At 71.1% G+C, this 17012-nt stretch carries 14 protein-coding genes; 11 read left to right on the forward strand and 3 right to left on the reverse strand.

The features are described from left to right. The 7 genes from nuoH to nuoN are packed head-to-tail and all read left to right on the forward strand — an operon-like array spanning position 1 to position 8224. The gene (gene nuoH, locus ACH414_RS15800; RefSeq protein WP_382533328.1) at positions 1–1356 is read left to right on the forward strand and encodes an NADH-quinone oxidoreductase subunit NuoH; all 1356 of its coding nucleotides are present in this window, start codon (positions 1–3) and stop codon (positions 1354–1356) included. Further along, positions 1349–1927: an NADH-quinone oxidoreductase subunit NuoI gene (nuoI, locus tag ACH414_RS15805; RefSeq protein ID WP_382532707.1), complete on the forward strand. Its 579-nt coding sequence runs from the start codon at positions 1349–1351 to the stop codon at positions 1925–1927. The genes nuoH and nuoI overlap by 8 nt, the downstream gene beginning before the upstream one ends. Further along, the gene (locus ACH414_RS15810) at positions 1924–2745 is read left to right on the forward strand and encodes an NADH-quinone oxidoreductase subunit J (RefSeq protein WP_398942138.1); all 822 of its coding nucleotides are present in this window, start codon (positions 1924–1926) and stop codon (positions 2743–2745) included. The genes nuoI and ACH414_RS15810 overlap by 4 nt, the downstream gene beginning before the upstream one ends. Continuing rightward, entirely contained in the window at positions 2742–3041 is a 300-nt protein-coding gene (nuoK, locus tag ACH414_RS15815; protein ID WP_046908839.1) for an NADH-quinone oxidoreductase subunit NuoK, read from the forward strand. Before ACH414_RS15810 ends, nuoK begins: the two co-directional genes overlap by 4 nt. Before the next feature lie 10 nt (positions 3042–3051). After that, complete coding sequence (gene nuoL / locus ACH414_RS15820; RefSeq protein WP_382532703.1) at positions 3052–4989, forward strand: NADH-quinone oxidoreductase subunit L; 1938 nt, start codon at positions 3052–3054, stop codon at positions 4987–4989. A 5-nt stretch (positions 4990–4994) separates the two neighbouring features. Next, positions 4995–6566 carry an NADH-quinone oxidoreductase subunit M gene (locus ACH414_RS15825; RefSeq protein ID WP_386565344.1) on the forward strand — a complete coding sequence of 524 codons (1572 nt, stop codon included), beginning with the start codon at positions 4995–4997 and terminating at the stop codon, positions 6564–6566. Further along, entirely contained in the window at positions 6563–8224 is a 1662-nt protein-coding gene (gene nuoN / locus ACH414_RS15830) for an NADH-quinone oxidoreductase subunit NuoN (RefSeq protein ID WP_382532699.1), read from the forward strand. The genes ACH414_RS15825 and nuoN overlap by 4 nt, the downstream gene beginning before the upstream one ends. 69 nt (positions 8225–8293) lie before the next feature. On the opposite strand, the gene ACH414_RS15835 is transcribed toward nuoN, so the two are convergent. Beyond that, positions 8294–8806, reverse strand: a complete 513-nt coding sequence (locus ACH414_RS15835; RefSeq protein WP_382532697.1) for a hypothetical protein — start codon at positions 8804–8806, stop codon at positions 8294–8296. Between the two features lie 140 nt (positions 8807–8946). On the opposite strand from ACH414_RS15835, the gene ACH414_RS15840 reads away from it, so the two are divergent. Both ACH414_RS15840 and ACH414_RS15845 read left to right on the forward strand, forming a co-directional pair. Then, on the forward strand, positions 8947–9903 hold the full coding sequence (locus tag ACH414_RS15840) for an AraC family transcriptional regulator (protein WP_398942139.1): 957 nt from the start codon (positions 8947–8949) through the stop codon (positions 9901–9903). A 41-nt stretch (positions 9904–9944) separates the two neighbouring features. Then, positions 9945–10760, forward strand: a complete 816-nt coding sequence (locus ACH414_RS15845; protein WP_382532693.1) for a carbohydrate-binding protein — start codon at positions 9945–9947, stop codon at positions 10758–10760. An 18-nt stretch (positions 10761–10778) separates the two neighbouring features. On the opposite strand, the gene fahA is transcribed toward ACH414_RS15845, so the two are convergent. Further along, entirely contained in the window at positions 10779–12008 is a 1230-nt protein-coding gene (gene fahA / locus ACH414_RS15850) for a fumarylacetoacetase (protein WP_382532691.1), read from the reverse strand. 299 nt (positions 12009–12307) lie between these two features. Here fahA and ACH414_RS15855 point away from each other — a divergent pair, with 299 nt between their 5' ends. Then, complete coding sequence (locus tag ACH414_RS15855; protein WP_398942140.1) at positions 12308–13564, forward strand: LPXTG cell wall anchor domain-containing protein; 1257 nt, start codon at positions 12308–12310, stop codon at positions 13562–13564. 109 nt (positions 13565–13673) lie between these two features. Continuing rightward, positions 13674–14957: an LPXTG cell wall anchor domain-containing protein gene (locus ACH414_RS15860; protein ID WP_398942141.1), complete on the forward strand. Its 1284-nt coding sequence runs from the start codon at positions 13674–13676 to the stop codon at positions 14955–14957. 48 nt (positions 14958–15005) lie between these two features. On the opposite strand, the gene ACH414_RS15865 is transcribed toward ACH414_RS15860, so the two are convergent. Then, complete coding sequence (locus ACH414_RS15865) at positions 15006–17003, reverse strand: CocE/NonD family hydrolase (RefSeq protein ID WP_382532680.1); 1998 nt, start codon at positions 17001–17003, stop codon at positions 15006–15008. Positions 17004–17012: the final 9 nt, after the last annotated feature.

Raw genomic sequence — 17012 nt, forward strand, 5'->3', positions numbered from 1 at the left:
ATGAACCTCGCCGCCGAAGACCTGTCCCTGTTCGGCACGGACCCCTGGTGGCTCGTCGCGCTCAAGGCGGTCTTCTGCTTCGCGTTCCTGATGGTGACCGTGCTCTTCTCCATCGTGTGGGAGCGCAAGGTCGTCGCCTGGATGCAGCTGCGCATCGGGCCCAACCGGCACGGCCCCTGGGGCATGCTCCAGTCGCTCGCCGACGGCGTGAAGCTGATGCTGAAAGAGGACGTGATCGTCAAGCGGGCCGACAAGGTCGTCTACGTCCTCGCTCCGATCATCGCCGCCATCCCGGCCTTCATGGCCATCGCCGTGATCCCGTTCGGTCCGGCCGGCAACGAGGTGTCGATCTTCGGCCAGCGCACCACGATGCAGCTGACCGACCTGCCGATCGCGATGCTGTACGTCCTCGCGGTCGCGTCCGTCGGCATCTACGGCATCGTCCTCGCCGGCTGGTCCTCCGGCTCGACCTACCCGCTGCTCGGCGGACTGCGCTCGGCCGCGCAGATGATCTCGTACGAGATCTCCATGGGCGCCGCGTTCGCCTCCGTCTTCCTCTACTCCGGGTCGATGTCGACCTCGAAGATCGTGGAGGCGCAGGCCGACCGCTGGTACATCGTGCTGCTGCCGGTCTCCTTCATCATCTACATCGTCACCATGGTGGGCGAGACCAACCGCGCCCCCTTCGACATGCCGGAGTCCGAGGGCGACCTGGTCGGCGGCTTCAACACCGAGTACTCGTCCATCAAGTTCGCGCTCTTCATGCTCGCCGAGTACGTGAACATGGTGACCGTCTCGGCCGTGTCCGTGACCCTGTTCCTGGGTGGCTGGCGCGCCCCCTGGCCCGTCTCGGGCTTCTGGGAGGGGGCGAACCACGGCTGGTGGCCGATGCTCTGGTTCGTCCTCAAGGTGCAGCTGCTGCTCTTCTTCTTCATCTGGCTGCGCGGCACGCTGCCCCGCGTCCGCTACGACCAGCTGATGAAGCTCGGCTGGAAGGTGCTCATCCCGGTCTCGGTGGTCTGGCTGATGCTGGTCGCCACCGTCCGGGCGCTGCGCAACGAGAACTACGACTTCCAGACCATCGTGCTGTACGTCGCCGGAGCCGTCCTCGGAGTGCTGCTGCTCTCCTTCGTCGCCGACGTCTTCCGCGACAAGAAGGGGAGGGCGGCCGAGGCGAAGGCCGCCCCCGAGGCGCCGTTCGACCCGATGGCCGGCGGCTTCCCCGTACCGCCCAGGCCCGGCCAGTCCCTGCCGCCGGTACCGCGGCGCCGGCCCCGCGGGGAGCGGGAGCTGATTGTCAGTGGTGGCCCCGATACTGCTACCGAGAGTGACGGAAGGGAGACGGACGGTGTCTGATTTCCAGAATCCGGTGGCCGGCTTCGGCGTGACCTTCAAGGCCATGTTCAAGAAGCGGCTGACCGAGCAGTACCCGGAGCAGCAGAAGACGACGGCGCCCCGCTTCCACGGGCGGCACCAGCTCAACCGTCACCCCGACGGTCTGGAGAAGTGCGTCGGCTGCGAGCTGTGCGCCTGGGCCTGCCCGGCCGACGCCATCTACGTGGAGGGCGCCGACAACACCGACGAGGAGCGCTACTCCCCGGGCGAGCGCTACGGCCGCGTCTACCAGATCAACTACGCCCGCTGCATCCTGTGCGGGCTGTGCATCGAGGCGTGCCCCACGCGCGCGCTGACGATGACCAACGAGTTCGAACTGGCGGACTCCTCCCGGGAGAACCTGATCTACACCAAGGAGCAGCTCCTCGCGGGCCTGGAGGAGACCATGGTCGACACCCCGCACGCGATCTTCCCGGGCATGGACGAGCAGGACTACTACCGGGGCCTGGTCACCGAGGCCGCGCCCGGCACCGTCCGGCAGGTCGCCGTGTCCAAGGGGGAGAAGGGCGAGCCGGAGGGGGCGGACGCATGAGTGCCAACCTCGCCTCCTACGCGACGTCCACGGGTGAGGCCGTCCAGTTCTGGGTGCTGGGCACCGTCGCCGTCGTCGGCGCCCTGTCGACGATCCTCATGAAGCGGGCCGTGCACTCCGCGCTCAGCCTCGCCGGCACGATGATCATCCTGGCGGTGTTCTACCTCGCCAACGGCGCCTACTTCCTGGGCATCGTGCAGATCATCGTCTACACCGGCGCGATCATGATGCTCTTCCTCTTCGTGGTCATGCTCGTCGGTGTCACCGCGGCGGACTCGCTGAAGGAGACCGTCAAGGGGCAGCGCTGGTGGGCCGCCCTGTGCGGACTCGGTTTCGGCGTCCTGCTGTTCGCCGGCATCGGCCACGCCTCGCTGACCGAGTTCAACGGCCTGGGCACGGCCAACACGGCCTCCGGCGGAAACGTCGAGGGCCTGGCAGCCCTCATCTTCACCAAGTACGTCTTCGCCTTCGAGATCACCGGCGCGCTGCTCATCACCGCCGCCGTCGGCGCGATGGTCCTCACCCACCGGGAGCGCACCGAGCGCGCCCGCACCCAGCGCGAGCTGGCCGAGCAGCGTGTGCGCGAGGGCAAGCACCTCCCGCCGCTGCCCGCCCCCGGCGTCTACGCCCGGCACAACGCGGTGGACATCGCGGGCCTGCTGCCCGACGGCACCCCGGCCGAGCTCAGCGTCATCTCGACGCTGCGCAAGCGGGGCCAGATCCGGGACGTGTCCGGCGAGGCGCTCGCCGACCTCAAGGCCCTCGAACAGCGCTCCCAGGAGCGGCTGGGCCGGGACGCAGAGGAGGCTTCGCGGTGAATCCCGTCAACTACCTGTATCTGTCAGCGCTGTTGTTCACCATCGGTGCGGTGGGTGTGCTGATCCGGCGCAACGCGATCGTGCTCTTCATGTGCGTCGAGCTGATGCTCAACGCCTGCAACCTCGCGTTCGTCACCTTCTCCCGTATGCACGGCAACCTCGACGGCCAGATCATCGCCTTCTTCACGATGGTCGTGGCCGCCGCCGAGGTCGTCGTCGGACTCGCGATCATCGTGTCCGTCTTCCGTGCCCGCCACTCGGCCTCGGTCGACGACGCCAGCCTGATGAAGCTGTGAGGGGCTGACCGTGGACAACCTCATTGCGCTGCTCATCGCGGCGCCCCTGCTCGGAGCCGCCCTCCTGCTGTGCGGCGGGAAGCGGCTCGACAAGGCCGGGCACTGGCTCGGCACCCTGCTCGCGGCCGTCTCCTTCGGCATCGGCCTGGCGCTCTTCGCCGACATGCTCTCCCGCAGCGCCGACGACCGGGCGCTGCACCAGCGCCTGTTCACCTGGATCCCGGTCGAGGGCTTCCAGGCGGACATCGCCTTCCAGCTCGACCAGCTGTCGATGACCTTCGTGCTCCTCATCACCGGGGTCGGCACGCTCATCCACCTGTACTCGGTCGGGTACATGGAGCACGACGAGCGGCGCCGCCGCTTCTTCGGCTACCTCAACCTGTTCGTCGCGGCGATGCTGCTGCTGGTCCTCGCCGACAACTACCTGCTGCTCTACTTCGGCTGGGAGGGCGTCGGCCTCGCCTCGTACCTCCTGATCGGCTTCTGGCAGCACAAGCCCAGCGCGGCCACCGCCGCCAAGAAGGCCTTCCTGGTCAACCGGGTCGGCGACATGGGCCTGTCGATCGCGATCATGCTGATGTTCACCACCTTCGGCACCTTCGCCTTCGGGCCGGTCCTCGCGGCCACCGGTGAGACGTCCGAGGGCAAGCTGACGGCGATCGGCCTGATGCTGCTCCTCGCCGCCTGCGGCAAGTCGGCCCAGGTGCCGCTGCAGTCCTGGCTCGGGGACGCGATGGAGGGCCCGACCCCGGTCTCGGCCCTCATCCACGCCGCCACCATGGTCACCGCCGGCGTCTATCTGATCGTCCGCTCCGCCGACATCTTCAACGCCGCCCCCGACGCCCAGCTCGTGGTCACCGTCGTCGGCGCCGTCACGCTCCTCTTCGGTGCGATCGTCGGTTGCGCGAAGGACGACATCAAGAAGGCGCTGGCCGGCTCGACGATGTCGCAGATCGGCTACATGATCCTGGCGGCCGGCCTCGGCCCCATCGGCTATGTCTTCGCGATCATGCACCTGGTGACCCACGGCTTCTTCAAGGCCGGGCTCTTCCTCGGTGCCGGTTCGGTCATGCACGGCATGAACGACGAGGTGGACATGCGCCACTACGGCGGCCTGCGGAAGTACATGCCGGTCACCTTCGTCACCTTCGGCCTCGGCTACCTCGCGATCATCGGCTTCCCCGGCCTGTCCGGCTTCTTCTCCAAGGACAAGATCATCGAGGCGGCCTTCGCCAAGGGCGGCACCGAGGGCTGGATCCTCGGCGCGGTCACCCTGCTGGGCGCGGCCATCACCGCGTACTACATGACCCGCGTGATGATCATGACCTTCTTCGGCGAGAAGCGCTGGCAGCCCGCGCCGGACGCCGACACGGCGCCCAGCGCCGAGCCGGCCGCCGAGCACGCCGAGGGGCGGCTGCCGCACCCGCACGAGTCGCCCAAGTCCATGACGGTCCCGATGATCCTGCTCGCGGTCGGCTCGGTCGGAGCCGGTGCCCTCTTCGAGTACGCCGGCTTCACCGAGTGGCTGGAGCCCGTCACCGGCTTCGAGCACGGGCACTCCCCGCTCAGCGCCGCGGCGATCACCACCGCCACCGTCGCCGTGATGCTCCTCGGCGTCGGCCTCGCCTACCTCCAGTACGGACGCCGGCCGGTCCCGGTCGTCGCCCCGCGCGGCTCGCTGCTCACCCGGGCCGCCCGCCGCGACCTCCTCCAGGACGACTTCAACCACGTCGTCTTCGTCCGGGGCGGCACGCACCTCACCCGCTCCCTGGTCTACGTCGACCACAGCCTCGTCGACGGGGTGGTCAACGGCACCGCGGCCTCGGTCGGCGGCCTCTCCGGCCGCCTGCGCAAGCTCCAGAACGGCTACGCCCGGTCGTACGCGGTCTCCATGTTCGGAGGCACGGCGGTGCTCATCGCCGTGACCCTGCTGATGAGGGCGGTGTAACTGCCATGTCCTTCCCGCTCCTTACGGCGACGGCAGCGGTGCCGGCGGTCGGTGCGATCCTCACCGCCGCCGTCCCCGCGGCCCGGCGCACCGCGGCCAAGTGGCTCGCGCTGCTGGTCTCGCTCGCCACCCTGGTGCTCGCGGCGGTCGTCTTCGCCCGCTTCGAGCCCGGCGGCGACCGCTACCAGCTCACCGAGTCCCACTCCTGGATCAAGGACTTCGGGGTCCGCTACGAGCTCGGCGTGGACGGCATCGGGGTGGCGCTGATCGCGCTCACCGCGCTGCTCATCCCCTTCATCGTCCTCGCCGGCTGGCACGACGCCGACCCCCTGGAGACCTCCTCCAAGCGGTGGCGGCCCACCCAGGGCTTCTTCGCCCTGATCCTCATGGTCGAGGCGATGGTGATCCTCTCCTTCGAGGCCACCGACGTCTTCCTCTTCTACATCCTGTTCGAAGCCATGCTCATCCCGATGTACTTCCTCATCGGCGGCTTCGGCGACCGCGCCCACTCCGGCTCCGACGAGAACGCGGCCGCCCAGCGCTCCTACGCGGCGGTCAAGTTCCTGCTCTACAACCTGGTCGGCGGCCTGATCATGCTGGCCGCGGTCATCGGCCTCTACGTCGTCGCCGGAAACTTCTCCCTGACGGAGATCGCCGAGGCGCGGGCCAACGGCTCCCTGGAGATGGCGACCGGCACCGAGCGGTGGCTGTTCCTCGGCTTCTTCTTCGCCTTCGCGGTGAAGGCGCCGCTGTGGCCGCTGCACACCTGGCTGCCGAACGCGATGGGGGAGGCCACCGCCCCGGTCGCCGTCCTCATCACCGCCGTCGTCGACAAGGTCGGCACCTTCGCGATGCTCCGCTTCTGCCTCGGGCTCTTCCCCGACGCCTCGAAGTGGGCCACGCCGGTGATCGTCGCGCTCGCCCTGATCAGCATCGTCTACGGGGCACTGCTCGCCGTCGGCCAGCGGGACATCAAGCGCCTGGTCGCCTACGCGTCGATCTCGCACTTCGGCTTCATCATCATGGGCATCTTCGCGATGACCAGCCAGGGCCAGTCCGGCGCCACGCTCTACATGGTCAACCACGGCATCTCGACGGCCGCGCTGATGCTGGTCGCGGGCTTCCTGATCTCCCGCCGCGGCTCGCGGCTCATCGCCGACTACGGCGGGGTGCAGAAGGTCGCCCCGGTGCTCGCCGGGACCTTCCTCATCGGCGGTCTCGCCACCCTGTCGCTGCCCGGACTCGCCCCGTTCGTCAGCGAGTTCCTGGTCCTCGTCGGCACCTTCTCGCGCTACCCGGTGGCCGGGATCATCGCCACCACCGGCATCGTCCTCGCCGCGCTGTACGTCCTCGTCCTCTACCAGCGGACGATGACGGGCCCGGTGAAGGAGGAGGTGCGCGAGCTGCCGGACCTGCGGGCCCGTGAAATCGCCGTGGTCGTCCCGCTGATCGCGGTGCTGATCTTCCTCGGGGTCTTCCCGAAGCCGCTGACGGACGTCGTCAACCCCGCGGTGCAGCACACCATGTCCGACGTCCAGCAGAAGGACCCGAGCCCCGAAGTGGAGGCGGCCAAGTGAGCCCGTACGCCGTCGCACCCGCTGTCCACACCCTGTGGACGACGGCCGCCGATCCGATCGAGAAGATCCCGGCGCCCCACATCGAGTACACCCAGCTCTCGCCCGTGCTCATCGTGGTCGGCGCGGCGATCGTCAGCGTCCTCGTCGAGGCCTTCGTGCCGCGCCGGGGCCGCCACTACACCCAGGTGTTCCTCAGCGTCCTGGCGCTCGTGGGCGCCTTCGCCGCGGTCGTCGGCCTCGCCGCCGGCGGCTACGGCTCCACCAAGGCGCACCTCGCCGCCATGGGCGCCATCGCCGTCGACGGGCCCGCGCTGTTCCTCCAGGGCACGATCCTGCTCGCCTCGGTCGTCGCGGTGCTCACCTTCGCCGAGCGCAGGCTCGACCCGGCCGACCACGGCCACCGGGTCGACTCCTTCGCCGCCGAGGCCGCCGCGGTCCCCGGCAGCGAGCAGGAGCGGGCGGCCGTCAAGGCCGGCTTCACCACCACCGAGGTCTTCCCGCTCGCCCTGTTCGCGGTCGCCGGCATGCTGGTCTTCCCCGCCGCCAACGACCTGCTGACCCTCTTCGTGGCGCTGGAGGTCTTCTCCCTCCCGCTCTACCTGCTCTGCGCCGTCGCCCGCCGCAAGCGCCTCCTCTCGCAGGAGGCCGCGGTGAAGTACTTCCTGCTCGGCGCCTTCTCCTCGGCGTTCCTGCTCTTCGGGATCGCCCTGCTCTACGGCTACGCGGGCTCCGTCTCGTACGCCGCCATCGCCGACGTCGTCGACGGCGACGTCGCCGCCATCGACCCGGCGCTCGCCGACACCATGGGCAACGACGTGCTGCTGCTCATCGGCTTCGCCATGGTCCTGATGGGCCTGCTCTTCAAGGTCGGCGCCGTCCCGTTCCACATGTGGACCCCGGACGTCTACCAGGGCGCCCCGACCCCCGTCACCGGCTTCATGGCCGCCGCGACGAAGGTCGCCGCGTTCGGCGCGATGCTCCGCCTGCTGTACGTGGTGCTGCCGGGCCTCACCTGGGACTGGCGGCCGGTCATGTGGGCCGTCGCCATCGTCACCATGCTGGGCGGTGCGATCGTCGCCATCACCCAGACCGACATCAAGCGGCTGCTCGCGTACTCCTCGATCGCCCACGCCGGGTTCATCCTGGCCGGTGTCATCGCGGCCACGCCCAGCGGCGTCTCGTCGGTGCTGTTCTACCTGGGCGCCTACTCCTTCGTGACGATCGGCGCCTTCGCCGTGGTCACGCTGGTGCGGGACGCGGGCGGCGAGGCCACCCACCTGTCCAAGTGGGCCGGTTTGGGCCGCCGTTCGCCGCTGGTCGCGGCGGTCTTCGCGGTCTTCCTGCTGGCCTTCGCCGGCATCCCGCTGACCTCCGGGTTCTCCGGGAAGTTCGCCGTCTTCAAGGCGGCGGCCGACGGCGGCGCGGGCGCGCTGGTCGTGGTCGGTGTGATCTCGTCGGCGGTCGCCGCGTTCTTCTACATCCGGGTGATCGTGCTGATGTTCTTCAGCGAGCCGAAGGCGGACGGCCCCACGGTCGCCGTGCCCTCGGGCCTCACCTCCGTGGCGATCACCGCGGGTGTGGTGGTCACGCTGGTCCTGGGCTTCGCCCCGCAGTACTTCCTGGACCTGGCGAACCAGGCGAGCGTGTTCGTGCGCTAGCCGCCGTACGCGGGCGAGGGGCCCGGTCGCCTGTCACGGGCGGCCGGGCCCCTCGGCTTTCCCGTCGCGCTACGGGCACTTCACGTCCGGGTTGTAGCGGGCGAAGAGGCCGGCCGGGTTCTTCTTGTACAGCCAGACGTGCCGGTCGTAGATGTTTCCCAGGACCGGGTTGGCGAAGGGGCCGTCGAAGTTCCGGTCGAACATCCTCGGCACGGGCTGCCCGGTGTTGGGGACCACCCACTCGACGGCGACGAGGTGCCGCTTGCCGTCCTTGCCGGTCGCGTAGATCACGACGGCGGGCCGGGCCGGATCGGTCGAGCCGACGTTCTGGGGTTTGACGTAGTGGTAGCCCATGCCGCCCATGCCCGGGTCGGCCACGCACACGTCGGTGCGCAGGAAGCCGTCCCTGATCGCGAAGGGCTCGTAGGCGTACTTCGCCGTCGCCTTGTACGCCTTGGACAGGTCGAGCTTCACGGACGCGTCGTCCGCCCGGGCCGGGCTCGTCGCCAGCAGCGCCGAGGCGAGGGCGGCGACGCCGACCCCGGCTATGAGCGGGCGGGGCCGGCGTGATCCTGCGGTCATGCGGTGCTCCTTGTGCGTGGGGGGATGGCAGCAGCGTGACCCGCGGGGGCGGGGTGGCGCACGCGGGGTGACCCATTGGGGGACACCGTGTCATCGTGGGTGACCCGGAATGGTCTCGACCAATCGAGGGAGGCCGCACGATGCGCGGGACCACCGCGTCGCCCGACACCCCCCGCACCGTCCCGAGGCGCGGCGAACCGCCCGTGCACCGCCTGGAGGTGCGCCTGCCCGACGACGTGCCGTTCGCCGTCGGCAGCTTCGACACCATCGGCCCGCTCTCCCGGGCCGCCTTCCCGCACCGCCACACCTTCTACGAGATCGTCCACGTCACCCGGGGCACCGGCACCCATGTCGTCGACCTGGACCGATGGGAACTGCGCCCGCCGCACCTGGGCCTGATCCTGCCCGGGCAGCTCCACCACTGGGAGGACGCCCGCGATCTCGACGGCTCCGTCGTCCTGTTCACCCCCGAGTTCCTGCTCGACCACCCCGGCGACCGGGAACTCCTGCGCCGCCTCGGCGAACGCCCCTGGCTCCGCCTCGACCCGGCCGCGCACGCCCGCACCGCCCGGCTGATGGGCGAACTCGCCGAGGAGTACGGCCAGGGGGACGCCGGCTTCGCCACCGTGCTCCGCTCGCTGCTGCACGTCCTGCTGGTCCGTACGGCCCGCCTCGGCGCCCGGGCGGCCGGCCGGCCCGCACGGCCGGCACCCGGGGGTCCGGCACCCGGGCGGCACGCGGCCGTCGCCGAGGAGTTCGCCCGGCTGGCCGCCCGTACCGGAGCGGAAGGACCCAGGTCCGTACGCGAGTGCGCGGAGCGGCTCGGGGTCACCCCCGGCTATCTCACCGAGGCCGTACGGGCCGCACTCGGCCGCACCCCGGCCGGGCTGTTACGCGAGGCCCGCACCCAGGAAGCCCAACGCCTGCTCGCGCGCACCGACTTGTCGGTCCGTCAGGTCGCTGCCAGGACGGGTTTCGACGACCCCGCCTACTTCAGCCGCTTCTTCCGCCGGGAGACCGGGATGAGCCCCGGCGCCTTCCGAAAGCACCACGACCGCCGCGCTGCGTCCATCGAAGCGGACCCCGGCCCGGCCTAGGTTCATGGTCGATCGCTCACCCCCCCACAGGAGGAGCAGACATGGACAGCGAGACCAGTACCGGGCACGTCACCCGCAAGGCCGTGCTGCGCGCGGCGCTGGCGGCCGGCATGGCCGTCCCCGCCGTGCTGATGGGCGTCCCCGCCCTCGCCCGAACCCTCACCGACGGCACGGTCGCGCCCGAGCTCACCCCGGAGTGCGACGACGGCGACGACCCCACCCCGGCCCAGATGGAGGGCCCGTACTTCAAGCCGAACTCGCCCCTGCGCACGGTCCTGACGGAGCAGGGCCTGCCCGGTGTGCGCCTCACCGTCAGCGGCTATGTCTTCGGGCGGGCCTGTCTGCCGGTCGCCGGCGCCCTGCTCGACTTCTGGCAGGCCGACACCAACGGCGCCTACGACAGCGTCGGATTCCGGCTGCGCGGCCACCAGTTCACCGGCGCGGACGGTGCCTTCACGCTCAGCACGATCGTGCCCGGCCTCTACCCGGGCCGGACCCGGCACCTCCACGTCAAGGTGCAGGCACCGGGCCGGCCGGTCCTCACCACGCAGCTGTACTTCCCGGGCGAGCCCCGCAACTCCACCGACTCGCTCTTCGACGCGCGGCTGCTGATGAACGTGCGCGACGCGGGCGGGGCCAGGCAGGCCGCGTTCGACTTCGTCCTCGACGTACCGCAGGGCCCGGGCCCGACGCCCACCCCGTCCCCCACCCCCGGGGGCACCTGGGCCGTGGGGGTCGCGTACCGCGCGGGGGACGCGGTCACCTACGCCGGGCGGGGCTATGCGTGCCTCCAGGCGCACACCGCCCAGCCCGGCTGGGAGCCGCCGAACGTGCCCGCGCTGTGGCGGGCCGTCTGAGGCGGCGGGGAACCTCGCTCAGCCCGCGTTCGGCGCGATCCGGCCGGTGACCTCGCCGAGCGCGACCCGGGTGCCGTCCGGGCCCGGGGCCCAGGCGGTCAGCGTGACCTCGTCGCCGTCCTCCAGGAACGTGCGCTTGCCGTCGCCCAGTTCGAGGGCGTCGCGGCCGTTCCAGGTCAGTTCGAGCAGCGAGCCGCGCTGGCCGACCTCGGGCCCGGAGACCGTGCCGGAGCCGTAGAGGTCGCCGGTGCGCAGGGAGGCGCCGTTGACCGTCATGTGGGCGAGCTGCTGGGCGGCCGTCCAGTACATGGTGGAGAACGGCGGCTCGGCCACGACCTCGCCGTTGATCGTCACGGTGATCCGCAGGTCGAAGCCGCCGGGCTCCTCCTCCCCGGAGTCGTCCAGGTACGGCAGCAGCGGGAAGTCCCGCGCGGGCGGCGCGACCCGGGCGGCGTCCAGGGCCTCCAGGGGGGTGACCCAGGCGGAGACGGAGGTCTGGAACGACTTGCCGAGGAAGGGGCCGAGCGGCACGTACTCCCAGGCCTGGATGTCCCGGGCCGACCAGTCGTTGAGCAGCGTCAGACCGAAGACGTGCTCGCGGAAGTCGCGGAGCGGGACGGGGCTGCCGAGGGCGGAGGGGGTGCCGACGAGGAAGCCGACCTCGGCCTCGATGTCCAGCTTCACGGAGGGACCGAAGACCGGCGCCGGGTCCGTGGGCGCCTTGCGCTGACCGGCCGGGCGGACGACGTCGGTGCCGGAGACCACGACGGTGCCGGCGCGCCCGTGGTAGCCGATCGGCAGATGCTTCCAGTTCGGGGTGAGCGGCTCGCCGTCGGGGCGGAAGATGTGCCCGACGTTGGTGGCGTGGTGCTCGCTCGCGTAGAAGTCGACGTAGTCGGCGACCTCGTACGGCAGGTGCAGCGTGACCGCGTCCAGCGGGTGCAGCAGGGGCTCGACGACGGGCCGGTGCGCGGGCACGGTCAGCCAGCCGGTGAGCGCCCTGCGGACGTCGCGCCAGGCGGTGCGGCCGGCGGCGAGCAGCGGGTTCAGGCTCGGCTGCGCCAGCAGCGCGGCGTACGGCGAGCCGAGTGCGTGTGCCGCGGCCCCCGCGTCGAGCACGTGCCCGCCGATCCTGACTCCGAGACGGCGCCGGTCGGGCTCGTCGGCGGTGGTGAAGACGCCGTACGGAAGGTTGTGCGGGCCGAAGGGGTCGCCCTCGGCCAGGTCGAGCGGGCTCTGCTCGGGCATCGGTGCTTGCCTCGCTTTCCAGGTGTGTGGGGGACACGTTACGGGGCGGGCGGCGAGGCGCAGATGACATGTGTCACACGGAAAGTGCGGCCTCCGTGGGCAACTGTCCCGATTCGGCTGCTTTGAGTCCGCTGTGAAGTCACTATGTCGACGTGCACGCGTCAATGAGGTGCCAATAGCGCTGTTCCGGGCGCTAATTCCAGTCATACGATCTCGGTGATGTCGTGCCGTGTGAGTTATCCGCGTGCGCGACCCCCACAACTCTCTTTTCATCTTCGTCCGACCAGAAAAGGTCCATCGTGAAGATCCGTCGCATTCTCGCGACCGCCGTGGCCGCCGCCGTGACCACTCCGGTCGTGCTCCTCTCCGCCGCGCCCGCCTTCGCCGACACCAAGCCGACCGCCGCCGACCAGCGGACCGCCAAGCCCACGATCGAGGAGCTCCGGCTCGCGGTCACCAAGGCGCAGGCCGCGTACGACGCGGCCGTCATCGCCGACTCGGACGCCCAGAAGGCCTTCGAGGCCCTCCTCAAGGACGACAACCCGCTGATGGTCAAGCGGGCCGAGGCCAAGGCCGCCGCCACCGCGGCCGCCGGTGAGGCCGCCAAGGCGAAGAAGGCCGTCGAGGAAGCCCAGGCGAAGGTCGACGCCGCCGCGGAGGCCGACAAGCCGGCCCTGCAGCTGGAGCTGGACAAGGCGAAGGAGGCGCAGAAGCTGGCGGACAAGACCGCCGCCGATGCCCAGACCGCCTACGAGAAGGCGGTGAAGGCCGTCGACGACGAGCGCATCGCCGCCTCCCGAAAGATCGCCCAGGCCCAGAAGGACAAGGCCGCCGCGCTCAAGACGCTGGACGAGGCGAAGGCTGCGCTGCGGGCGGCGCTGGAGGAGGAGCCGGGCGAGGACGAGTGTGAGGTCGACGCGGGCTTCGTGGCCACGCTCACCGGCCCCAAGAAGGTCACGGCCGGCACCAGCGCCGTCTTCAACTTCCGACTGACCAACAAGGGCAAGGTCACGTTCGACGAGGTCGGCGGCTACGCCGACGCGTTCGGCACGGAGGACGACCAGGACAAGTACATCCACCTGACCTGGTCCTCCGCCAACAGCCCGAAGTGGCAGCCGGTGGACCAGGAGGAGGGCTTCTCCAGCCTCTCCGCGATCAAGCCGGGCGGCTCCTTCGACTTCAAGCTGAAGGTCACCGTGGACGCCAAGGCCGCGGCCGGCGACGGCGTGGTGGTCGGTGGCGGCGGCTACATGAACAAGGACGGCTCCTGCGGCATGAGCGAGGACGGCGCCTACGCCGAGTTCGCCATCGTCAAGCCCGCCAAGCCCGCCAAGCCGACCCCGTCCCCGACCCAGGGCTCCGGCAACGGCAACACCACCCAGCAGGGCGGCTCGTCCACCACCCCGGTGAACAACGGCACCACCGGCGGCACCCTCGCCGCGACCGGTGCCGGCTCCTCCACGATGCCGATCGCCCTCGCGGGCGGCGCGGCGGTCGTGCTCGGTGCGGGCGCGATGGTCGTCGTGCGTCGCCGCAAGGCCGGCGCCGACGCGTAAGCGTCAGGCAGCGGTCAGTAAGCAGTGAGCAGTAAGCAGCAGTGAGAAAGGCGGCCTCGAATCCGTTTCGGTCGGATCGGGGCCGCTTTCCTTTTGAAGGGGGCTCTTTGTGAAGATCCGTCGAATTCTCGCGACCGCGGTCGCCGCGGCCGTGATCACGCCCGTCGCGGTCCTTTCGGCCGCGCCCGCTTTCGCGGACGTACGCCAGGAATCGAAGCCGACGATCGAGGAGTTGCGGCTCGCGGTCACCAAGGCGCGGGGGGTGTACGACGCGGCGGTCGCCGCGGAGGCCGAGGTCCAGAAGAGGGTCGAGGCCACCCTCAAGTCCCTGGGGGAGGGCGGCGACCACCCGCTCGCCGTCGCCTACGCCGCGGCGAAGAAGGCGGCCGAGGCCGCCGCCACCGCGAAGACGGAGGCGGACGCGAAGCTGGCGAAGGCACAGGCCGACCGGACCGCGCTGCCCGAGGGGGCGAACCCGGCGCAGAAGGAAGCGGCCCAGAAGGCCGTCGACGAGGCGCAGCAGGCCGTCGAGACGGCCGCGGCCACGAAGACCACCGCGGACGCGACCGCCCGACAGGCGCGCGAGGACATGGTGGACGCGCAGGTCGCCGCCGCCCGTGAGGCGAGCGCGGCCCGTGCGGCGACGGAGGAGGCGCGCAAGGCCCTCGACGCCGCCGTGGTGGCACTCAAGAACGCCGAGAAGGAGACCGGCGGGCAGGAGTGCGCGCGCGGCGATGTCCTGGCCGTGTCGATGACCGGCCCGAAGAAGATCGTCGCCGGGGACAGCGGTGTCTTCACCTACCGCGTCACCAACAACGGCGAGGGCACGGTGAGCGCGCTCCGGACCGACGCCATGGCCTTCGGCTGGGAGCGGATCGAGCAGGACTGGCGCCACGTGCACCTGACCTGGTCCTCGGTGGACAGCCCGAAGTGGCGGCCGGTCGGCAAGGAGGGCGTCAACAGCGGCTCCGCGCTCAGGCCGGGCGAGTCCTTCGACTTCAGGCTGAAGGTCTCGGTGGACACCGAGACCAAGGCCGTCTCGGGCGAGGTGGAGGCCGGCCTGGTCCGGTTCACCGCGGAGGACGGCTCCTGCGGCCTGTCCGACGAGGGCGGGCACATGCAGTTCTCGATCAGCCGGAAGCCCGGCGAGCCCGGCGAGCCCGGCGAGCCGGGCAAGCCGACCGACCCCGCCCAGCCGACCGAGTCCCCCAAGCCGTCCCCCACCCACGGCTCCGGCTCCGGCACCACCCCCCAGCAGGGCGGCGGCTCCCTCGCCACGACCGGCGCGGGCTCCTCGACGCTGCCGATCGCCCTCGCGGGCGGCGCGGCCGTCGTGCTCGGCGCGGGCGCGATGATGGTCGTGCGCCGCCGCAGGGCCGGCTCGGACGTCTGATCCGAGCAGGGGCCGAGGGGCCCGCGGACCATCAGGAACGCGGGCGCCTCACCCGGCCGTGCGCGGAATGGCGCGTTCCCACGTCCGGTGGAACACCACCTCGCCGCCCTCCTTGCACACCACCTCGTTCGAGGTCAGGAAGGAGTCCGCGTCACAGCGGATCTCCGAACGGGTCTCGATGCTGACGTCCCACGCCATTTCCGGGCGGTGCAGCCGGATCGACCAGTCGGAGCGGGTGCGGGCGGACAGCGGGTCCGCCTCGGCGATCGTGTACGTCTCCAGGGCGTCCTCGGTGAACTCCAGGCCGTCGGGGTAGACCCGGGTGCCGCCGTAGCGCGGGTCGACCTCCAGGCGCCACTCGCCCTTGGCGACGTCCCGGACCACGAGCCGCTCCGGCCGCGGCTCCTCCAGGGTGCGCGGGTAGGCGACGCCGAGCGGCTCGGACTGCTCGGGCTCCCCGAACTCCACGGCGTCCTCGGTCCGGGCACGGACCGGCAGGGTGAGCGCGGAGCCGGCCGGGTCGAGGGTGAAGCCTGCGGCGTCGGGCTGCGGCCAGATCCAGGGCCAGTACGCGGAGGAGACGGCCAGCCGGACCCGGTGGCCGGGCGGGAAGGTGTGACCGATGCCGTTGAGTTCGAGTTCGTACGTCTCCCACTCGTCGAGCTGCGCCTCGACCGCCCGGTCGCGGCCGTAGCGGGCGGAGAGGTTGAGCGCCCCGCGGGTCACCAGGGTGGAGGAGCCGTCCGGGGCGATGTCGCAGAGCCGTGCGACGACCTGCCCGGTGGGCGCGGCCGCCCGCAGGCGGAGGCGGACCGAGGGGCGGCCGAGGATCTCGATCGGTTCCCCTCCGAGCGGAACGGGGAAGTCGAAGCAGGCCGAGTGCGCGTCCTCCGTGCGCTGGTCGGGCGGCAGGTCGGCGTCGTTGCCGAACGGGAAGAAGCGGCCCGCGTCCAGCCCGGTCTGCTGCGGGGAGGCGACCGCCACCGGCTCGCCGCCGAAGGCGTACGTGACGGGCGTGACGTGCGGGGAGGGCCAGTCGGGGTCGGCGACCCAGCGGCCCGGCAGCTCCTCGTAGACGGTGGCCGGCGGGTGGGAGTCGCTGATCCAGGAGCGCAGCAGCGGCTCGGCCATCACGTCGTTCTCGACGCCCTTGAGGTGGTGGTCCCACCAGCGCAGGGTCTCCTGGAGGAAGCCGATCGCCGGCCCCGGCGGAAGCCCGCGGTCCGGGTACTGGTGCGACCAGGGCCCGATGATGCCGCGGACCCGGTCCTGGGGGAGGTGTTCGACGAGCCGGAGCACGGTGTCCCGGTACGGGTCGTGCCAGCCGCCCACGGCGAGGACGGCGGCCTTGACGGCGGAGTAGTCCTCGCAGACGCTGCCGTGCTTCCAGTACGCGTCCCGGGTCTGGTGGGCGAGCCAGGTGTGGATGAAGGGCTCCACGGCCTCCAGCCGCTTGAGCCACAGCTCCCGCCACTCCTCGCCCACGTACCGCGGGTCCGGGGGCCGGGAGACGAAGGCCAGCATGGTGGCCGCCCAGGCGTGCATGTCGACGGCGAGGACGGAGCCGCCCATGTAGTGCACGTCGTTGTCGTAGCGGTCGTCGGTCGAGCAGACGGTGACGACCGCCTTCAGCGGCTCGGGGGCGAGCGCGGCGATCTGGAGCGAGTTGAAGCCGCCCCAGGAGATGCCGAACATGCCGACCTTCCCCGAGCACCAGGGCTGCGCGGCCAGCCACTCCACGACGGCCACGCCGTCGGCGAGCTCGGTGGCGTCGTACTCGTCGCCGGGCAGCCCCTCGCTGTTGCCGTGCCCGCGCACGTCGACCCGTACGGAGGCGTAGCCGTGGCCCGCGTACCAGGGGTGGCGCTGCCAGTCGCGGGGCGCGGTCCAGTCGGTGAGGCGGTACGGCAGGTACTCCAGGAGGGCCGGCACGGGCTCGTCGGTGAGCGGCCGCCACACCCGGGCGTAGAGCCGTGTCCCGTCCGGCAGCGGGATGCGGACGTCCTCGTGGCGGGTCTCGTACGGGAAGTCGGTGCGGATGTGCATGACGGACCT

It is taken from the genome of Streptomyces sp. NPDC020422 (assembly GCF_044386705.1).
In the GTDB taxonomy this organism is placed as follows: Bacteria; Actinomycetota; Actinomycetes; order Streptomycetales; family Streptomycetaceae; genus Streptomyces.